Annotated in this window: 11 protein-coding genes and 1 pseudogene; all 12 read left to right on the forward strand. The window is 48.0% G+C overall.

Features of this window, described 5'->3' with window-relative positions; translation table 11 throughout:
* Window positions 1-325 precede the first annotated feature (325 nt).
* On the forward strand, window positions 326-2,704 hold the full coding sequence (locus C6H66_RS20635) for a type VI secretion system Vgr family protein (protein WP_248000762.1): 2,379 nt from the start codon (window positions 326-328) through the stop codon (window positions 2,702-2,704).
* A 7-nt stretch (window positions 2,705-2,711) separates the two neighbouring features.
* On the forward strand, window positions 2,712-3,563 hold the full coding sequence (locus tag C6H66_RS20640) for a DUF4123 domain-containing protein (protein WP_146111086.1): 852 nt from the start codon (window positions 2,712-2,714) through the stop codon (window positions 3,561-3,563).
* Between the two features lie 130 nt (window positions 3,564-3,693).
* Window positions 3,694-4,974 (forward strand): T6SS effector BTH_I2691 family protein, encoded by a 1,281-nt coding sequence (locus tag C6H66_RS20645; RefSeq protein ID WP_105396576.1) that lies wholly within the window; start codon window positions 3,694-3,696, stop codon window positions 4,972-4,974.
* Window positions 4,929-6,263 (forward strand): hypothetical protein, encoded by a 1,335-nt coding sequence (locus C6H66_RS20650; RefSeq protein ID WP_146111087.1) that lies wholly within the window; start codon window positions 4,929-4,931, stop codon window positions 6,261-6,263. The genes C6H66_RS20645 and C6H66_RS20650 overlap by 46 nt, the downstream gene beginning before the upstream one ends.
* Window positions 6,264-6,265: 2 nt before the next feature.
* On the forward strand, window positions 6,266-7,327 hold the full coding sequence (locus C6H66_RS20655) for a DUF6708 domain-containing protein (RefSeq protein ID WP_105396578.1): 1,062 nt from the start codon (window positions 6,266-6,268) through the stop codon (window positions 7,325-7,327).
* A gap of 2 nt (window positions 7,328-7,329) precedes the next feature.
* The gene (locus C6H66_RS20660; RefSeq protein WP_105396579.1) at window positions 7,330-8,394 is read left to right on the forward strand and encodes a DUF6708 domain-containing protein; all 1,065 of its coding nucleotides are present in this window, start codon (window positions 7,330-7,332) and stop codon (window positions 8,392-8,394) included.
* A gap of 2 nt (window positions 8,395-8,396) precedes the next feature.
* Window positions 8,397-9,464 (forward strand): DUF6708 domain-containing protein, encoded by a 1,068-nt coding sequence (locus C6H66_RS20665; RefSeq protein WP_105396580.1) that lies wholly within the window; start codon window positions 8,397-8,399, stop codon window positions 9,462-9,464.
* Window positions 9,465-9,966: 502 nt separating this feature from the next.
* Window positions 9,967-10,683 carry a hypothetical protein gene (locus C6H66_RS20670; protein WP_105396581.1) on the forward strand — a complete coding sequence of 239 codons (717 nt, stop codon included), beginning with the start codon at window positions 9,967-9,969 and terminating at the stop codon, window positions 10,681-10,683.
* Complete coding sequence (locus C6H66_RS20675; protein WP_036779522.1) at window positions 10,680-10,937, forward strand: PAAR domain-containing protein; 258 nt, start codon at window positions 10,680-10,682, stop codon at window positions 10,935-10,937. The genes C6H66_RS20670 and C6H66_RS20675 overlap by 4 nt, the downstream gene beginning before the upstream one ends.
* A 3-nt stretch (window positions 10,938-10,940) precedes the next feature.
* A complete protein-coding gene (locus tag C6H66_RS20680; RefSeq protein WP_046397153.1) occupies window positions 10,941-12,194 on the forward strand; it encodes a hypothetical protein in 1,254 nt (417 codons plus the stop codon).
* Window positions 12,191-15,571, forward strand: coding sequence for an ImcF-related family protein (locus tag C6H66_RS20685; protein WP_248000763.1), 3,381 nt, complete (start codon window positions 12,191-12,193; stop codon window positions 15,569-15,571). Before C6H66_RS20680 ends, C6H66_RS20685 begins: the two co-directional genes overlap by 4 nt.
* Before the next feature lie 206 nt (window positions 15,572-15,777).
* Window positions 15,778-16,161 (forward strand): annotated as a pseudogene (locus C6H66_RS20690) (IS630 family transposase); the annotation flags it as partial.
* Window positions 16,162-16,221 lie beyond the last annotated feature (60 nt).

A 16,221-nucleotide genomic window follows, 5' to 3' on the forward strand; every position in this document is an offset into this window, starting at 1 on the left:
TTTTAATATGCGCTAATGAGGAGAATTGACTTATTCAATAACCGTCTATTTCGTTATTGAATCTATTAATTCGAGAGCAGGCATCAGGCCCTCACGATTATTTTCATTCCGGTTAACTGCTGAGTCAGGAAATACCGGATGAAATCTCTTGTTCCCCGGATTAACCAGGGCTGACAACCGAGCATTTATTCGGTTGGATTTGTGCCAGTTGAATGGATGAATTGACCTCATCGCTGATGGCAACTGGGACTTTATTGAAACAGTAGGAAGCGCCTCGCTTGCTATTGCACAGCCGTTTTATCTGATATCCGGGGAAAACCTATTGATGGATAGAAAAATGTTGCGGGCTCGCCAGTTGCAAGCGAGTAAAGCCGCGCTGCCGGGCCATGCCCGCTACCGCCTTGAAGTGCGGCGCTGTGGCGCCGAACTGGAGGTATTCAGCTTCACCGGCGAAGAGCGCCTGTGCGCGCCGTATTGCTACACCATTGATTTCACCAGCCCGACCCGGGATATCGACCCGGCGGTGATGCTCAACAAATCCGCCACGTTTATCTTGCAGGCGCCGGAAAACCCGGTACAGGTGCGTAAAGTGCACGGCGTCATCACCCGTTTTAACCGGATTGCCGCCTCGGCGGATGAAACGCGCTATCAGGTCTGTCTGGAGCCTTATCTGGCGTTACTGCGCCACACCCGACGCAGTGGAATTTACCAGCACCAGTCGGTACCGGAAATCGTGGAAAAGGTTCTGCGCGATCGACACGAATTTCGCGGGCAGGATTTCCTGTTCACGCTGGCGCGGGAATACCCCAAGCGGGAACTGGTGGTGCAGTGGCAGGAGAGCGATCTGGACTTTATCCAGCGCATTCTGGCGGAAGTGGGGATCTGGTATCGCTTCGAGATGGACAGCCGTCTGGGGATTGAAGTGGTGCGGTTTGGGGATAACCAGCGCAACTATCAGTACGACGTGCGCTTGCCGTTACGTGACCCGGCGGGCATGAATCACAGCGACCATGATTCGGTGTGGGACTTGCACGTTGAGCATCAGGTGGTGACGCAAGGCGTGAAAGTGCGGGACTACAACTATCGAGAAGCGGGGAACGACCTGCAATATCAGATCAGCCGGGATCGGGATACTACCGTGGTGGGGGAAGTTTACCGTTATGGCGACAACTTTCTTGAGCGGGGAGAACAGATCCAGCCCGAGCCGGAAACGGCGGGATTCTACGCCCGTTTGCACCATGAGCGCGACCTGTACCGGCAGCACCTTGTCAGCGGCAAAAGTTCCTCCCCGGAGTTGGTCCCCGGCTTAGTGCTGGAGCTTGATGGAGAGAGACCGGCCGCGGTGGGCAAAGCGGGGGTGCTGATTGTCTCTATGCACAGCAGCGCCCGGCGTGACAGCAACTATCTGGTCAGTTTCAGCGGCATCCCGTACAGCGAAGTGTTGTGCTACCGGCCGGAGTTGCGAGCGCGGCCGGTGATTGCCGGTACCATTCCGGCACGGGTGACCAGCGACTGGCCGAATGACACTTACGGCCATATCGACACCACGGGCCGTTACCGCGTCAAATTTGATTTTGATTTGGATGAGTGGCCGTCAGGCAGAGAAAGCCTGCGGGTCCGTTTAGCCCGCCCGTACGCCGGTAAAACGCACGGTTTTCACTGGCCGTTGATTCAGGGGACCGAAGTGGCGATCGCGTTTGAGCAGGGCAACCCGGATCGGCCCTACATCGCCCATGCGTTGCATGACTCCCGGCATGAAGACCATGTAACCCTCTACAACTATAAACGCAATGTGCTGCGCACACCGGCCAACAACAAACTGCGCATGGACGATGAGCGCGGCAAAGAGCACATCAAACTGAGCACCGAATATGGCGGGAAAAGCCAGCTCAATCTGGGCCATCTGGTGGATGGACAGCGACCGCATCCCAATAAGCGCGGCGAAGGGTTTGAGTTGCGCACCGACGACTGGGGAGCGATCCGGGCCGGGAAGGGGTTATTGCTGAGTACGCATGCCCAGCCTAAAGCCAGTGGCAAACAACTGGACATGGATGAAATCAAACGCCAGCTTGCCGATGCTTTGTCATTGGCAGAATCGCTCTCTGATCTGTTGCAAACGGCACAGATTGACCCACTGGATAATGATGCCCAACAGCATTTTCTGCAACGGAATGTGGAGCAATTGCGGGAACCGGTGATTGTCGCGGGGGCGTTAGGCGGCATTGCGCTATCGACACCGCAACATATTCAGCACAGCGCCAATAAAAACCTGATGATGACCGCCGGTGGCAACACTGAAATCTCGTCATTGAAACGTATGGTACTGGCGGCAAAAAAATCAATGGTGGTTTTTGTGCATGAGCTAGGTATGAAGCTGGTTGCGGCTGCCGGGAAGATTCAGGTGCAAGCTCAAACTGATGGGATTGAAGTTGTTGCCAAGAAAGGGGTGACTATCACCAGTAGCGATGACGAAATCCTGATTTCAGCCAAGAAGAAAATCACTTTGCAGTGCGGCGGCTCCTATCTGACCCTGGAGCCAGGCAAGATTGAACATGGCTCTCCGGGCGATTTTAACGTCAAAAGCGCGAATTTCGATTATGCCGAACCGGCAAAGCTGGATGTGCCTTATCCCAATTTTACCGCCTGTGACATGATGGTTGCCGAAGCCGCCGATCGGGGTGACGCCACGGTGCCATTAGGTTAAGGAATTGATGATGACACATTACCTGACTGAGCCGCTGGCATTTACTGAACATCAATATGCGCTGATTGATCGCGTGGTTGTGCCGCAGTTGCCGGAAGTATTGCCGGTGATTGAGGTTGTTTCACCGCTTCTTGCTCCGCAAGCACATCTTTATCCCTGGCTGTTGCCGTTGCGTGAGTTGTCGTCTGACGTTTGGTCCCGTTTGCTCAATGGAGCACGCCTGAAAACCGAGCCGGACTCTCCGCCGCTGTTCACTTTATTGCTTAAAAGCGATTTATCTCCGGAAGCAATGAAGAATGTGTTGGTTAATGCCTTGTATCTCAAGGAGAAACAGCAGGGGCATATCCTGCGTTATTACGATCCTCGTGTCCTGTTTCATTTGCACTGGATGATGGGGCCTTGGGTGTTTTCACGCCGAATTGCGGCGGATGACATCACTCACTGGACATTCTGGCTGGAGGGTAACTGGCATACGCTGGCCTTCCCGGAGAAAGTCCGTTACCAGCAAGGGGAAACGTCGGCGTCATTTGCTCAAATTCAGCGTATTAGCCTGATTAATCAGGTATTGGCTCAGTTGCCGGTGACGTCTGATCTTGCGCAACGGCAGACGCTGAGCCGTCGGATTGATGCGCTATTTGATATCGCCATGACGCAGTGGTCATTAACCGATAAACAGGATCTGACGGCTTTTGCGTTACATGGCGTCACCCTAAATGACGAGTTTCATCAAACGCCGAGAATGAAAGAGCTGTTGGGCCGGTGCCAACATGTCACCGGGTACTACCAGCGTATCACCCGTAGCTGGACGGATGAACAGTGGCAAGAAATGACCAGTAAAGTCCGTTACCTACAACTTTAGCCGATGGAATTATGAACGATGAGCTTTAAAGAAACATCGATTATCGCTAGCGACGCGAACGGAACATTGCTGGGCCGTCTTAACCCGGAAAACCTGAAATAAATTGTGTGCAATACAGGAGATTTTTATTGTGAATAACCCTGGCTGTAATTTTTGTACCCGCAAGGGACTGCCTGTTTTACTGGTTCGTCCTGCCATCAAGGCGCAGGGTGATGGCGTGCCGGATTTGCCGACGAGCATATCGATGCTGGTAGAGGGAAAAGGCGAAACTGGCTATACCACCCGTCTGTTGCGTGCAGGCTTTTTGTATATCTGGGATGAGTTGGTCAATGGCTGGATCAATTATTACGTGACTGATGAGGGATACTACTATCTTCTGCCCGCCGATGGCAAAGTCCCGCCGCGTCTAGCCAATGGTGAAATGAAACCTTGCATTAATGAGCCAGATGAGTTGGCGCGTGCTTCACTGGTGACATTACCGGTGTTGCCGAAGGGGTTGACAAACAAAGCCTTTTGGTTGGCCTGGTCGGCGGTGGAGTGGACGGATGCGGTACGTAAAAAGCATGAAGATCCGGTATATCGTGCGCGATATATGCAGCGTTTTGATATGGAAAAATGGCTAAACCGTGGAGAGGGGGAGAATGCTCTGCCGTTCTCGTCACTGAGGGATACCGTAGCGGAATATCATACGCAGATAGATACCAACCGGCGTATTGCCGATTACACCAGTTCTCATTGGAATGGGAAATGGTTATTTGAGCCGGACAATCTATGGTGGGCTGTCAGAGAATTGCTGCCAGACAAAGGCGTCATACTGTATCTGTCTGATCCGGTTGCTGTGGTGCAGGATATTACCGCTCTGGCGAATTATCGGTTAAAGACCCAGTTTAATAAAAATCCACACTACATCAGAGGGATTGCGCTTTCGGCTTCTCTAAGCACGCTGAAAGAGGCGTTGTGCCGACAGTTTGAGCGGGAGCAGATAGAGGAAGATGCAATTCTGGAGGCTCAAAGACAAGCCCCGTATGCTTTCTACTTGTCTGGCGGAACATATCTACCGAGTAATTTTGCGCTTGTGGGTACCACCGAAAACACATTAGACAACTCGACGTTAAAACGGATGGTACAGAGGTATTGGTCGGATTATGAGCAGTATATTGACCGTGATAAAGAAAAAGCGTTTATGGATCGGTTCACTACCGATCTGACGCGGTATGACAACACCATTATCTCTCCGATGACCGAAATGTATCTGGACTGGCTGAAAAGTCAGGCCTGCTGGACTATTTTGACCATAACTTTGATAGCACGGACGATTATAGCGGTGCGCTGTTTGTTCAGTCAGTTCATGATTGTGTTGCAGGCATGCAGGATAAACTGGGGGCCTCCCGTTATTTTCAAGAGCAGATGATGAGCGCCACCATCACGCCGGATAATCTGCTGTTACGGGCGCTGGTGATGAACAGCGATAAAAAAATAGAGCAAACTCATGGAGTTCTAAAAACCGGTGGAAACTACGGCTCTCTCGCTTGGGATAAAATACCGGATGGGCTTAAAGACATCGCTGAGCACTTCGATGGACCGGTTTCGCTTACGATGGAAAAATACCTGAATGAACTGAGTAGCACTTTGTTTGCAGTGATGAATAAAGCAGTGGAGAAAGTGCCGCTTCCTGCACTGGTCGTATTAGCTAAGTTGCATGGCAAGGAATTAAAAGTCATTAAGTTCGTCGGAAAACGTAAACATTTTATCAGTGCGGTGGTCGCTGTGACCAGTGAGCTGGGGGATCTGAAACGGCGTCCTTCCTCAGATCAGCTTCGTCACTACGTTGACGCTGAAATGCGTCGTTTAAAGATTGATGGCTTGCCGATGGAGGGGGATCAGGAATTCAACTTTATTGTGCTGGCAGACGCAGGTGAAGCGGAAAAGACCTTGGCTTTACCGGAGGCGGAACGGGCTAAGTCTTTGATGAAAACCTTGCATTCTGTCGATGAGATCCGTGCGGAGCTGTTTCCGGGGACGTTACGCACAAAACTGGCGCAGTTAGAGGCCAGTTCTGTCGAGAGTGCTGCCAAGCAGTTGGCAAAAGTCCCGCCCTTTATCGGTTGTACCTTCTCTCTGGTGTTGCAGATTTCCGCATTACGTGCGGCTGGGTGGACCGAGGGCAAAACTGAGGCATGCACCCGGTTTGTGGCGGATCTGGTCTCCGCAATGGGGGCTATCGCTGAAACTTGTGAGCGGTTGTTGAATGATTTTCAGGTACTTAGATTACAGCCTATGCTGAGTTCTGTTTTGGGCGAAGAGCTACTGACCAAGGTAATAAAGTGGATTGGGAGGGTAAAATTCCTTGGAGCTTTGGCTGGAATTGTTGGGGTGGTATGGGATTTGTATCATGCTTGGGATGAGGGTTTTAATAAAGGCAATATGAGCTTGGGAATTGCCTATCTGGTTTCTGCGATAAGTGGATTGGTGTTGATTGCCTGTTCCTTGGGGCCAGTAGGTATTGTTATTACCTTGCTGTGTTTCTTTGGTGCCAATATCTATCTGGAAATGAAGAAGAAAGATGAGGTCCAGAAATGGTTGGTAGCTTGCTTGTGGCGCAAAATTCCGGCAGGTGAAAAGGATATTCCTGCTATCTGGCCAGATAGCAGAATGGAAATGGACGCTTTTAATAAATTAATGACTTCGGCGGAGGTGTAATTATGCAATTAGATGGGTTGTATATCCCTTATAAACTGAATCGTCTGTTGACTCAGCAAGAGAAAGACGATCAATTTTATCAAGGAAAACCGACTAGAATAGAGGGCAACGATGGTCGGTATATTGTTGATTACAATACGGTGATCCGTATGAACTCTACTTATATGGAAACGGTAGATAAAAACTATAGAGATAAGGGATATGTTAGTTCATTATCTGCGACGTTATTTATTGGTTACTTAGGCATGGCCTTATTTTCTATTGGTTACACAATTTGCCAATATATAAAAGGAGATCATGAAATACTGCTAAGTCTTTTGATTTTTTTACCTGCTGCTATATTTATTTTATATTACAGTGGAAAGTTTACCTTAAAAGAATGGTTTGCGACGACACATTACCCAATTCGTTTTAACCGCAAAACCCAGATGATCCATGTTTACCGTTTTAATGGCACGGTAATATCGGTTCCTTGGAAAGCGGTATTTTTTACCCGGACAATAGGAAAAGGTAAGATGCAGGAATGGAGCATCTACGGTCACATTCTGGCAGACGATCAAGAAACGATATTGGATACGTTTAATCTTGGGCTTTCCGGTTTGCGGGAAATGATGCCAGGTTATTGGGAATTTATTCGCTGCTATATGGAGGAAATGTGTTTACAGGAACAAGCGGACATTATCTTATTATGCCCTCCCATTGAGAAACAGAAAGAAAGTTATGTTTTTGGATTACAGTACCAGATACGAATAACTTCTCGTCTGGAATGGTTATCTGAGATTATACGATTACCTATAACCTTATTAACCAGTATCGCCCGCTATGTTGCTATGAAAACCAGCAGAATGCCGCAATGGCCTCAAGAAGTGGAAGAGGCTTGTCAGGTTGATCCTGATGACCAGATTAATGTCAGTGCCGCTAATAATCCTGTTCATTTATGGCGTTATATTCTGGCAAATCAAATGCGGGAAGAATATCAGGCGTTATATGATCGTAAATCATCAGCGCATACCCGTTTGCAAGAAAAAATTGCAATGGCGCATTCAACTTCGGCGGAGGCATAATTATGCAAGGAAATGGCTTGTATATCCCCTATAAACTGAATCGCCCTTTGACTCAACAAGAAAAAGACGATCAACTTTATCAGGGAAAACCAACCCGGTTAACAGGTAAAACAGGCAAATATATGATTGAGTATGATACGGTGATCCGTATGAACTCGACTTATATGGAGACCGTGGATAAATATTACCGAGATAAAGGATTTGTTAGTTCGCTTACTGCAACATTGTTTTTTTGTTGCTTAGGAATGGTCTTATTTTCTATTGGTGACACAATTCACCAATATATAAAAGGAGATCATGAAATTCTGTTAAGCCTTATAATTTTTTTACCTGCTATATCTCTATTTGTGTATTTCAGTGGTAAATTTACTCTAAAAGAATGGTTTGCTACAACACACTACCCAATCCGTTTCAATCGCAAAACCCAGATGATCCATGTTTACCGTTTTAATGACACGGTATTATCGGTTCCTTGGAAAGAGGTGTTTTTTACTCTGACTATAGGAGGTGGAAAGTGGCCGGAGTGGTGTATTGACGGTCATATTTTGGCAGACGATCAGGAAACTGTATTGGATACATTTAGTTTAGGGTTTTCTGAGGTATCTCGAGAGCTAATGCCGGGTTATTGGGAGTTTATCCGTTGTTATATGGAGGAAGACGGTTTACAGGAGCAGGCGGATATTATCATTTTATGCCCTCCTATTGAGAAACAGAAAGAAAGCTATATTTTTGGATTACAGTATCTTATGCGGATGAATTCTCGTTTGGAATGGTTTTTGGGAATCGTGAAGTTGCCATTTGATTTAATTTCCAGTATTGCTCGTTATATTGCGATGCAGACTAGCAAAATACCGCAATGGCCTAAAGAAGTGGAAGATGCATGTAAGGTTGATCTTGATGACCCGATTAATGTCAGTGCAGCGAATAATCCTGTGCATTTATGGCGTCATATTCTGGCGAACCAGACGCTGGAAGAATATCAGGCGATAAATAATCGTCTGTCATCAGCACATAAGCGTTTGAAAGAAAAAATTGCAATGGCGCATTCAACTTCGGCGGAGGCGTAATTATGAAATGGAATATTTTGTATAATCCTTATAAATTGAATCGCCCTTTGACTTGGGTAGAAAAGCATGATCAACTTTGTCAGGGAGAACCGACTAAGATAACCGCTAAATATGGTCTGTATATTGTTGATCACGATACGGTGATCCGTATGAATTCTACTTATATGGAAACGGTGGATAAGTATTATAGAGAGAAGGGATTTGTTAGCTCTCTTCATGCAACGTTATTTTGTTGTGCCTTAGGAATGGCTTTATATTTTACTGGAAAAACGATCTATCTATCTATTTTGAATGGAGCAATTAAAGAAAATACATTAATGGGGTTTATGATTATGATCCCTGCAACTGTGTTCTTTTTGTATTTCAGTGGCAAATTTATCTTAAAAGAGTGGTTTGCCAAGACACACTATCCAATTCGATTTAACCGCAAAACCCAAATGATCCATGTTTACCGTTTTGATGGCACAGTATTATCGGTTCCCTGGAAAGAGGTATTTTTTACCCCAACAATAGGAGGTGGTAAGTGGCCGGAATGGAGTATCAGCGGCCATATTCTGGCAGACGATCAGGAAACGGTATTAGAGACATTTAGTCTTGGACTTTCTGGCGAGTTGAAATTGATGTCGGGTTATTGGGAGTTTATCCGTTGTTATATGGAGGAAGAGTGCTTACAGGAGCAGGCGGATATTATCGCTTTATGTCCTCCCATTGAGAAACAGAAAGAAAGTTATATTTTTGGATTACAGTATCTGATACGGATGGGTTCTCGTTTGAGCTGGCTTTTTGGATGGATAATGCTGCCAATTGCTCTAATTACCAGTGTTGCCCGTTATATTGCTATGCAGACCAGCAAAATGCCGCAATGGCCCCAAGAAGTGGAAGATGCTTGTCAGGTTGATCCTGATGACCCAATTAATGTCAGCGCTGATAATAATCCCGTGCATTTATGGCGCTATGTTCTGGCGAATCAGACGCGGGAAGAACGTCAGGCATTATATGATCGCCAGTTATCGGCATATACCCGTTTGCAAGAGAAAATTGCAATGGCTCATTCAACTTCGGATAAATAAAGGCAAGCATATGAACAAAATGATTGCTTACAGCGCGGCTATTTGTCCGAATAAAATCCCTGCGGAGGTGTAATTATGCAATTAAAAAGATTGTATATCCCTTATTGCTACTGGCTTTTATTTTTGTTATGTTGGAATCGAGGTAATATAATGGCGAATATGGTGTTACTTCGGAGTATTCCTGTATTTTACTTGTGTCTGGATTTAAAAGCAGAACTCATTCCTCAATCACTGAATAGAACTCAGGTAAAAGTAGTGCTAGGTTAAAAGTAAGAAAGTAAAAAGCGAAAGGAATAATCATTAAGTTATCCTAGGAAGGGAGAATTGAAATTAACCATGCGTTAATGGTTTCCGCTCGTCTGCAAGAAAGTTTGTGTAATGCAAGAGAAACTATAAGTTTAATTAAGATGATTGATTGGAATTTTTATGAAAAAGCTTAGTATGGTCATGTGGTTAGGTTTGATTATTAATTTGATAGCTGTCGGAGGTTTTTTTTTATTATTTGCAGCTACAACAGGCATCTCCAAATGGTTTAGATTATCAGGAGCAAGAAGCTCTTAAGGAGTTTTATCCTATTGCTCAACTGATAGCGATTGCTATCGAGATACAGATGGTCAGCGTATTATTCCTTTTTGTCCATAAAAAGCTGGCGCTCTTTTTGGCTATGCTTTCTGGCTTTATGACGCTTCCGTTGGGGTTTGTTTATATCATCGGTTTTCTTTTTAGTTATAACAATTTTCGCTTTGATGGGTTTCCGCTATTTAAATTGGTAAATAAAAAGCAACTTTCACCTTACCTTCATTTCCGTCAGGAACGTTTTTATATCATCGCGGTCATATTAGGGGTGGCTGCTATTATTCAGTTAAGTGCAGAAGTATCTATGGGGTATATAGGTTATGAAGCCCCTATGGGGAAAGTGTTAGCTAGTGCTGCAATCGTGTCTGCTTTTAACGGTATTCGTCTTGCTTTTCGACCAGTGTTAGGTATTTATGGCAACCAATTGGTTATTACACCTTCTGCATTTAGTAAAACGTATCAGGTAGGTTGTGAGCAGGTGATAATGAAGGAAAAAGGCAAAAATATTATTAGTTTTGTTATCCAAACTAATTCATTAAAGGAAGTAGTTAATATTAATCGTAATCTTATTGAAATAGTTGATGCATATGCCGGTGTTGACGAAATTAAAAAAAGGTTAACAAAACCAGAGGCTATAGAATGAAAGGCATTATCCGTATTCACGATAAAACAACACACGGTGGTCAGGTGCTAAGTGGTTCGCAGAAAATGAAATTCGGCGGTCTTGGCGTTGCGCGTAAAACCGATCCGGTTTCCTGCCCGAAACACGGTAATACCACGATTATCGAAGGTCATCCCACGCTAAAAGATAATGGCCTGCCGGTAGCCTTTCATGGTCATCGCTGTGGTTGCGGTTGCACACTGATTACTTCTTTAAACACTGCGACAGTGAGTTAATGTATGCCCGTAGATATGAGTGCTATTCCCATACCAGCAGAGCGTAAACCGGGGCCGGTAATAAAACGCTGGCTGATTGCACTGATGATATTCATATCATTGGGTGGTTGCGCCACCGTTATGTACTGGCCCGCCGGTATGCCAATTCATACCCCTTGGTTCTGGTGCTGTTTTCTGGTTTTCCCATTTCTGGCTTGGGCCGGTGCTTTTGGCATCAGGTGTTTGTGCTATCAAATCAGCCAGATATGGTCTGATAGTTGGGATTATGAGCGTGAGGTCTGTTTATATCAGGAGACACAGCGAGGTCAGCGACATTTAAATGTGCTGGCTCATGTGGTTGATGTTCCGCAAACAGTAATGACCGGTTCACTGGCGACCCAGTTAATGACACAAAAGGCGGTATTGCCTTCATGGGTGGATATGGCTCATGGTCAGGTTGTGCGTCAGATACGTTTCGATATGCCAGAACGCCCGAGCCGTGAGCGGCTTTACGAAAAAATGGCGGCGCTGTTAGCTGATGAGACACTGACCACCGCATTGCGTCAGTTACCGGTTAATTATACGGTTTTCTCGTCGTTACAGATTGATGCGGGTTTAGATGCGGCGGAATATGAAGCGGTCTGGCAGTCAGTCTGGGAAGCTTCGGGCATCAGTACTCCGTTATCAATATTGCCGGGAACGGGGCTGGATATTATTGATAGTTGGCTGGATGCCTCCCGCCATAATGCCGTTTTGCTGATAGTCGCTATTCGGCTTGCGACAGAAGTGATGGACGGTCAAGGTGATGCTGACGTTGCGTTATTGCTGAATTCAACACCCGTTCGCCAATCTACTCTGTTCGTACCACAACTTGAACCTCTCTCTGCGGTACAAGCCATAATACACCGGCCTGAACCAACCCGGGATGATGACATGAAATATGCATTGTCGCAGGCGTTGCTATGGGCTGATATTCCGGCCGACTCAATTCATCAATTGTGGTTCTCGGGCATGGGCAGCGATAACCAATCTCAGGCGATATTTACGCCGTTAATTGATCAACTTCCCAATGTGGGGAAACAGACGGAAAGGCAGTGTGATATTGACGTGCAAACCGGTTTTACCGGCATAGCTTCGCCTTGGTTAGCGGCGGCCATTGCTATTGATGCCGTAACCACCCAAAAGCAGGCGCAATTAGTCATAAGTACGCCTGCTCCCGATAGGCTTATTCCCTGGTTTATGGTGATTAAACCCGTGGAAACACTGGAGGCAGTATGAAGAAATATATGACGTTATTCTGGGGTATTTTGGGATTACCGATGGTGCTGATAACCGTCTGTAGTCTGATGATATGGTTTAAACCGGAGTGGTTACACATACAGGGGCAGCCGTTGTTAGAAAAACAACTGGCATTTCAGTGCTATGTATTGATTGCCGGTGTGCTGTTTTTTCTGATTTTTGTTCTGATATCACGTTTGTTTGTCCATGATGCCCGTACTGCTTTTCGTTACTGGCGGCGACAAAATGAAGTGCTTGAAACAGTATCCGCATCGCCTGAACCTGATCCGGCATTCGGAGAACTGACCCGCCATTTGCGTCGTCGTTATGGTTCTTTCTGGCGGTTTAAGGTGACTATTTTAATGGTTACAGGCGAACCGGAGCAGGTAGAAGCCATTGTCCCCGGGCTGACCGCCCAGCACTGGCAGGAAGGCGAAAATAATCTGTTGCTGTGGGGCGGCAGTTTGCAGGTTCAGCCGGATAACGCGCAGTTACAGGCATTGCGTCAACTGCGTCGCCGTCGCCCGCTGGATGGGGTGGTGTGGGTGATGACCGAAGACCAGCTCGGCCAGCGAACGCAGATGGAGACCTCGTTGCGCATGCTGGAGAAACAGGGGCAACAGCTTGGCTGGCAGGCGCCGGTGTATGTGTGGAATGTGCGTCACAGCCACTGGGACCAGCACGACCGGCCGACTCAGACTGTGGGCTGTTTTCTGTCAGAAGGAGAGACGCCTGAGATGCTGGCGCAGAGTCTGGATAGCCTGATACCCACGCTGGCGAGCCGGGGCATGGGACAGGCGATAGCGGAAAACCGTCACGATTTTCTGTTGCGACTGGCGCAGTCTTTGCGGGATGGCGGGGTGACACGTCTGGTGAAACAGCTAACGCCGTTGTTAGAGCGGCCGCCGTTGAGGCTGGCGGGGGTGACATTCAGTTTACCGCTGTTTGTGCCGTCAGGAATGGTGGAACATGGCTGGCTGGGGGATGCCAGTTGGAACGGGGTGCTGGAGCATGTGCGCGATAACCGGGGGAAAGCGGTGGGCTTCCCGTGGGAGAAAAGCGCGCAGTGGGGCGTGATAGCGCTGGCGGCGTTCTGGGGCGCGGGCAGTGTGACCTCGTTTTGGGTTAACCGTCATCAGATAGCGGTCAGTCGGGAACGCATCAGCGAGGCCGGTGAGCGTCAGGGAGCGTTATCGGCCCGTTTGCTCAGTCAGCATGGGTTGCAACGGGAGATTGACCGGTTGCAGTCTCAGTCAGAGTGGGGTGCGCCCTGGTACAGCCGTTTTGGGTTAAATCAGAATGATGCCCTGCTGAAAGTGATGTGGCCGGTGTATCAGCGCAACAATGCCGAACTGATACGTGATGCCGCTGCCCGGTTGCTCCATCAGCGTTTGACCGAACTGGTGAATCTGCCGGCGGGCAGTGCACAGCGTCATCAGCGTATCACATCGGCCTACAATCAACTGAAAGTGTATCTGATGATGGCGCGTCCTGAAAAAGCGGACGCGGATTTGATGAGCCGGGTGCTGATGGCAGACTGGCCGCATCGGGCCGGGGTGACGGATGGCCTGTGGCAACACAGCGGTGAGGCGTTACTGACGTTTTATGCCCAAAACTTACCGCACCACCCGGAGTGGAAAATCAGCGTGGATAACGAACTGGTCAGTGAAGTGCGTCAGATATTGCTCAATCAGTTGGGGCAGCGTCATGTGGAAACGATGCTGTACCAGAAAGTGCTGCAACAGGTGGCCCACAGTTACGGGGATTTAACCCTGGCGCAGATGACCGGGGCCACTGATGCTGGCCGTTTGTTTAGCAGCCGTCAGGTGGTGCCGGGGATGTTTACCCGTCAGGCGTGGGAAGGACAGGTGCAAAAAGCGATAGCGCAGGTGGCGGCCTCCCGGCAGGAAGCGATTGACTGGGTGCTCAGTGACGGCCGTCAACCCGTATTGAAGGCGGTGTCCCCGGCGGAGCTGAAAGCCCGGCTGACAGCGCGTTACTTTACCGACTTCGCCGGGGTATGGCTGAACTTCCTCAACAGCCTGCGCTGGCATAAAACCCATAACCTGTCCGACACCATTGACCAGTTAACTCTGATGGCGGACGTGCGTCAGTCGCCGTTGATTGCGCTGATGGACACGCTGGCTTATCAGGGAGAAACCGGGCAACAGGGGGCGGCGTTAGCGGACTCGCTGGTGAAATCGGCACAAAACCTGTTGCAGAAAAATAAACCCTCGGTGATTGACCAGACCCGTATTCCACAGGGGCCATTGGATAACACCTTCGGTCCGTTATTAGCGCTGATGGGCAAGAGCGCGACGGAAAACGGCATGACGGCGGACCGGTCGCTGAGTCTGCAAACTTTCCTGACCCGGGTGACGCGGGTTCGTCTGGCGCTGCAACAACTGGCGAATACCGATGACCCGCCGGCAGTAATGGAAGCCCTGGCCCAGAGTGTGTTTCAGGGGAAAAGCGTGGAGCTGACCGACACCCGGACTTACGGCAGCCTGATAGCGGCCAGTCTGGGCGCGGAATGGAACGGGTTTGGTCAGGCGGTGTTTGTGCGGCCGTTAACCGAAGCGTGGCAGACGGTATTACAACCGGCGGCGGCCAGTCTGAATGCGCAGTGGCAGTCGGCGGTGGTGGCAGACTGGCAAACCGACTTTGACGGCCGTTACCCGTTCGTAGCGGGGCAGAATGATGCCTCGTTGCCAATGCTGGGGCAGTTTATTCGGGCGGATACCGGACGAATAGAGCAGTTCCTGCACAGTCAGTTAGGCGGCGTGCTGCATAAAGAGGGGAAGTATTGGGTGGTGGATAAGGTGAACAGTCAGGGACTGCGTGTTAACCCGGCCTTTTTAACCGCGATAAATCAACTGAGTCAGGTCGCGGATGTGCTGTTTGCCAATGGCAGCGAGGGAATACGATTTGAATTACGGGCGAAACCGGTGCGGGATGTGGCGGAAACGGACCTGATGATAGACGGTCAACGGTTGCGTTACTTTAACCAGATGGAGAGCTGGCAGCATTTACGCTGGCCGGGAGACGAGGATAATCCCGGGGTGGTGCTGACCTGGACCGGCGTGAACACCGGCGCGCGGTTATATGGCGAGTATCCGGGGGCGTGGGGATTAATCCGCTGGCTGGAGGCGGCTCAGGTGCAAATGCTGGATGAAAGTCGTTACCGGCTGAGATTGACCACGCCGGAGGGGTTGCCGCTGACCTGGGTATTACGTACCGAAGTCGGGAAAGGGCCGCTGGTATTATTGAAACTGAGAGGATTTAGATTGCCGAAAACCATTTTTGAGGAGAATAGGGGAAATAACCGGCCTGAGCTGGTGAGAAAGAGAAATAACGACAACTGGATGACAGAATAATCGCTTATTTGACGGCATAAACCGGCGGCGATAAATGGCGATTATCCTCCGGTTATTATCAGATAAATAAATTTTCAAAATAGTAGATCACTGGAAGGGAACTCAGTCCGATTTTTGCGATCTGATCAATTGCGAAAGATCCCAAACCCCAAAACGGACTGAGTGATGTCAATCATAGCATCCATACCTCAAAATGAATGCCAGAAAATGCCCAAACAGAGCAAGTCACTTATGTTAAAAGAATAAAAAAGAACTCTGATTTATTTATCAAAATGTTAGATGAACTGAATCATCAATATCCCCATGCGGAAACCCTTACATTACTCTTAGATAACTACGGTATTCATAAAAGTCAGAAGGTAAAGGAGTGGCTGGCACGACATCCCAAATTTACTCTGTTGTTTTTATCCGTCTATTCACCGTGGCTAAATAAAATAGAACGATTATGACAATCGCTCCATGAGACAATAATGCGAAATCATTGTTGTCAATTTATGTGGCAGTTGCTTAATTATGTTGATGCTTTTTTGGCATCGTTTTCATCACAGCAAAAGCCAGGAAGACAAAAAATAGGTATAGTATTATTATGAAATCTTATTTAATTGACATAAATATAATCTAGTGGAATTATCATATAATAATATTGTTTT

The sequence above is a fragment of the Photorhabdus hindustanensis genome, from assembly GCF_002968995.1.
Lineage (GTDB): Bacteria > Pseudomonadota > Gammaproteobacteria > Enterobacterales > Enterobacteriaceae > Photorhabdus > Photorhabdus akhurstii.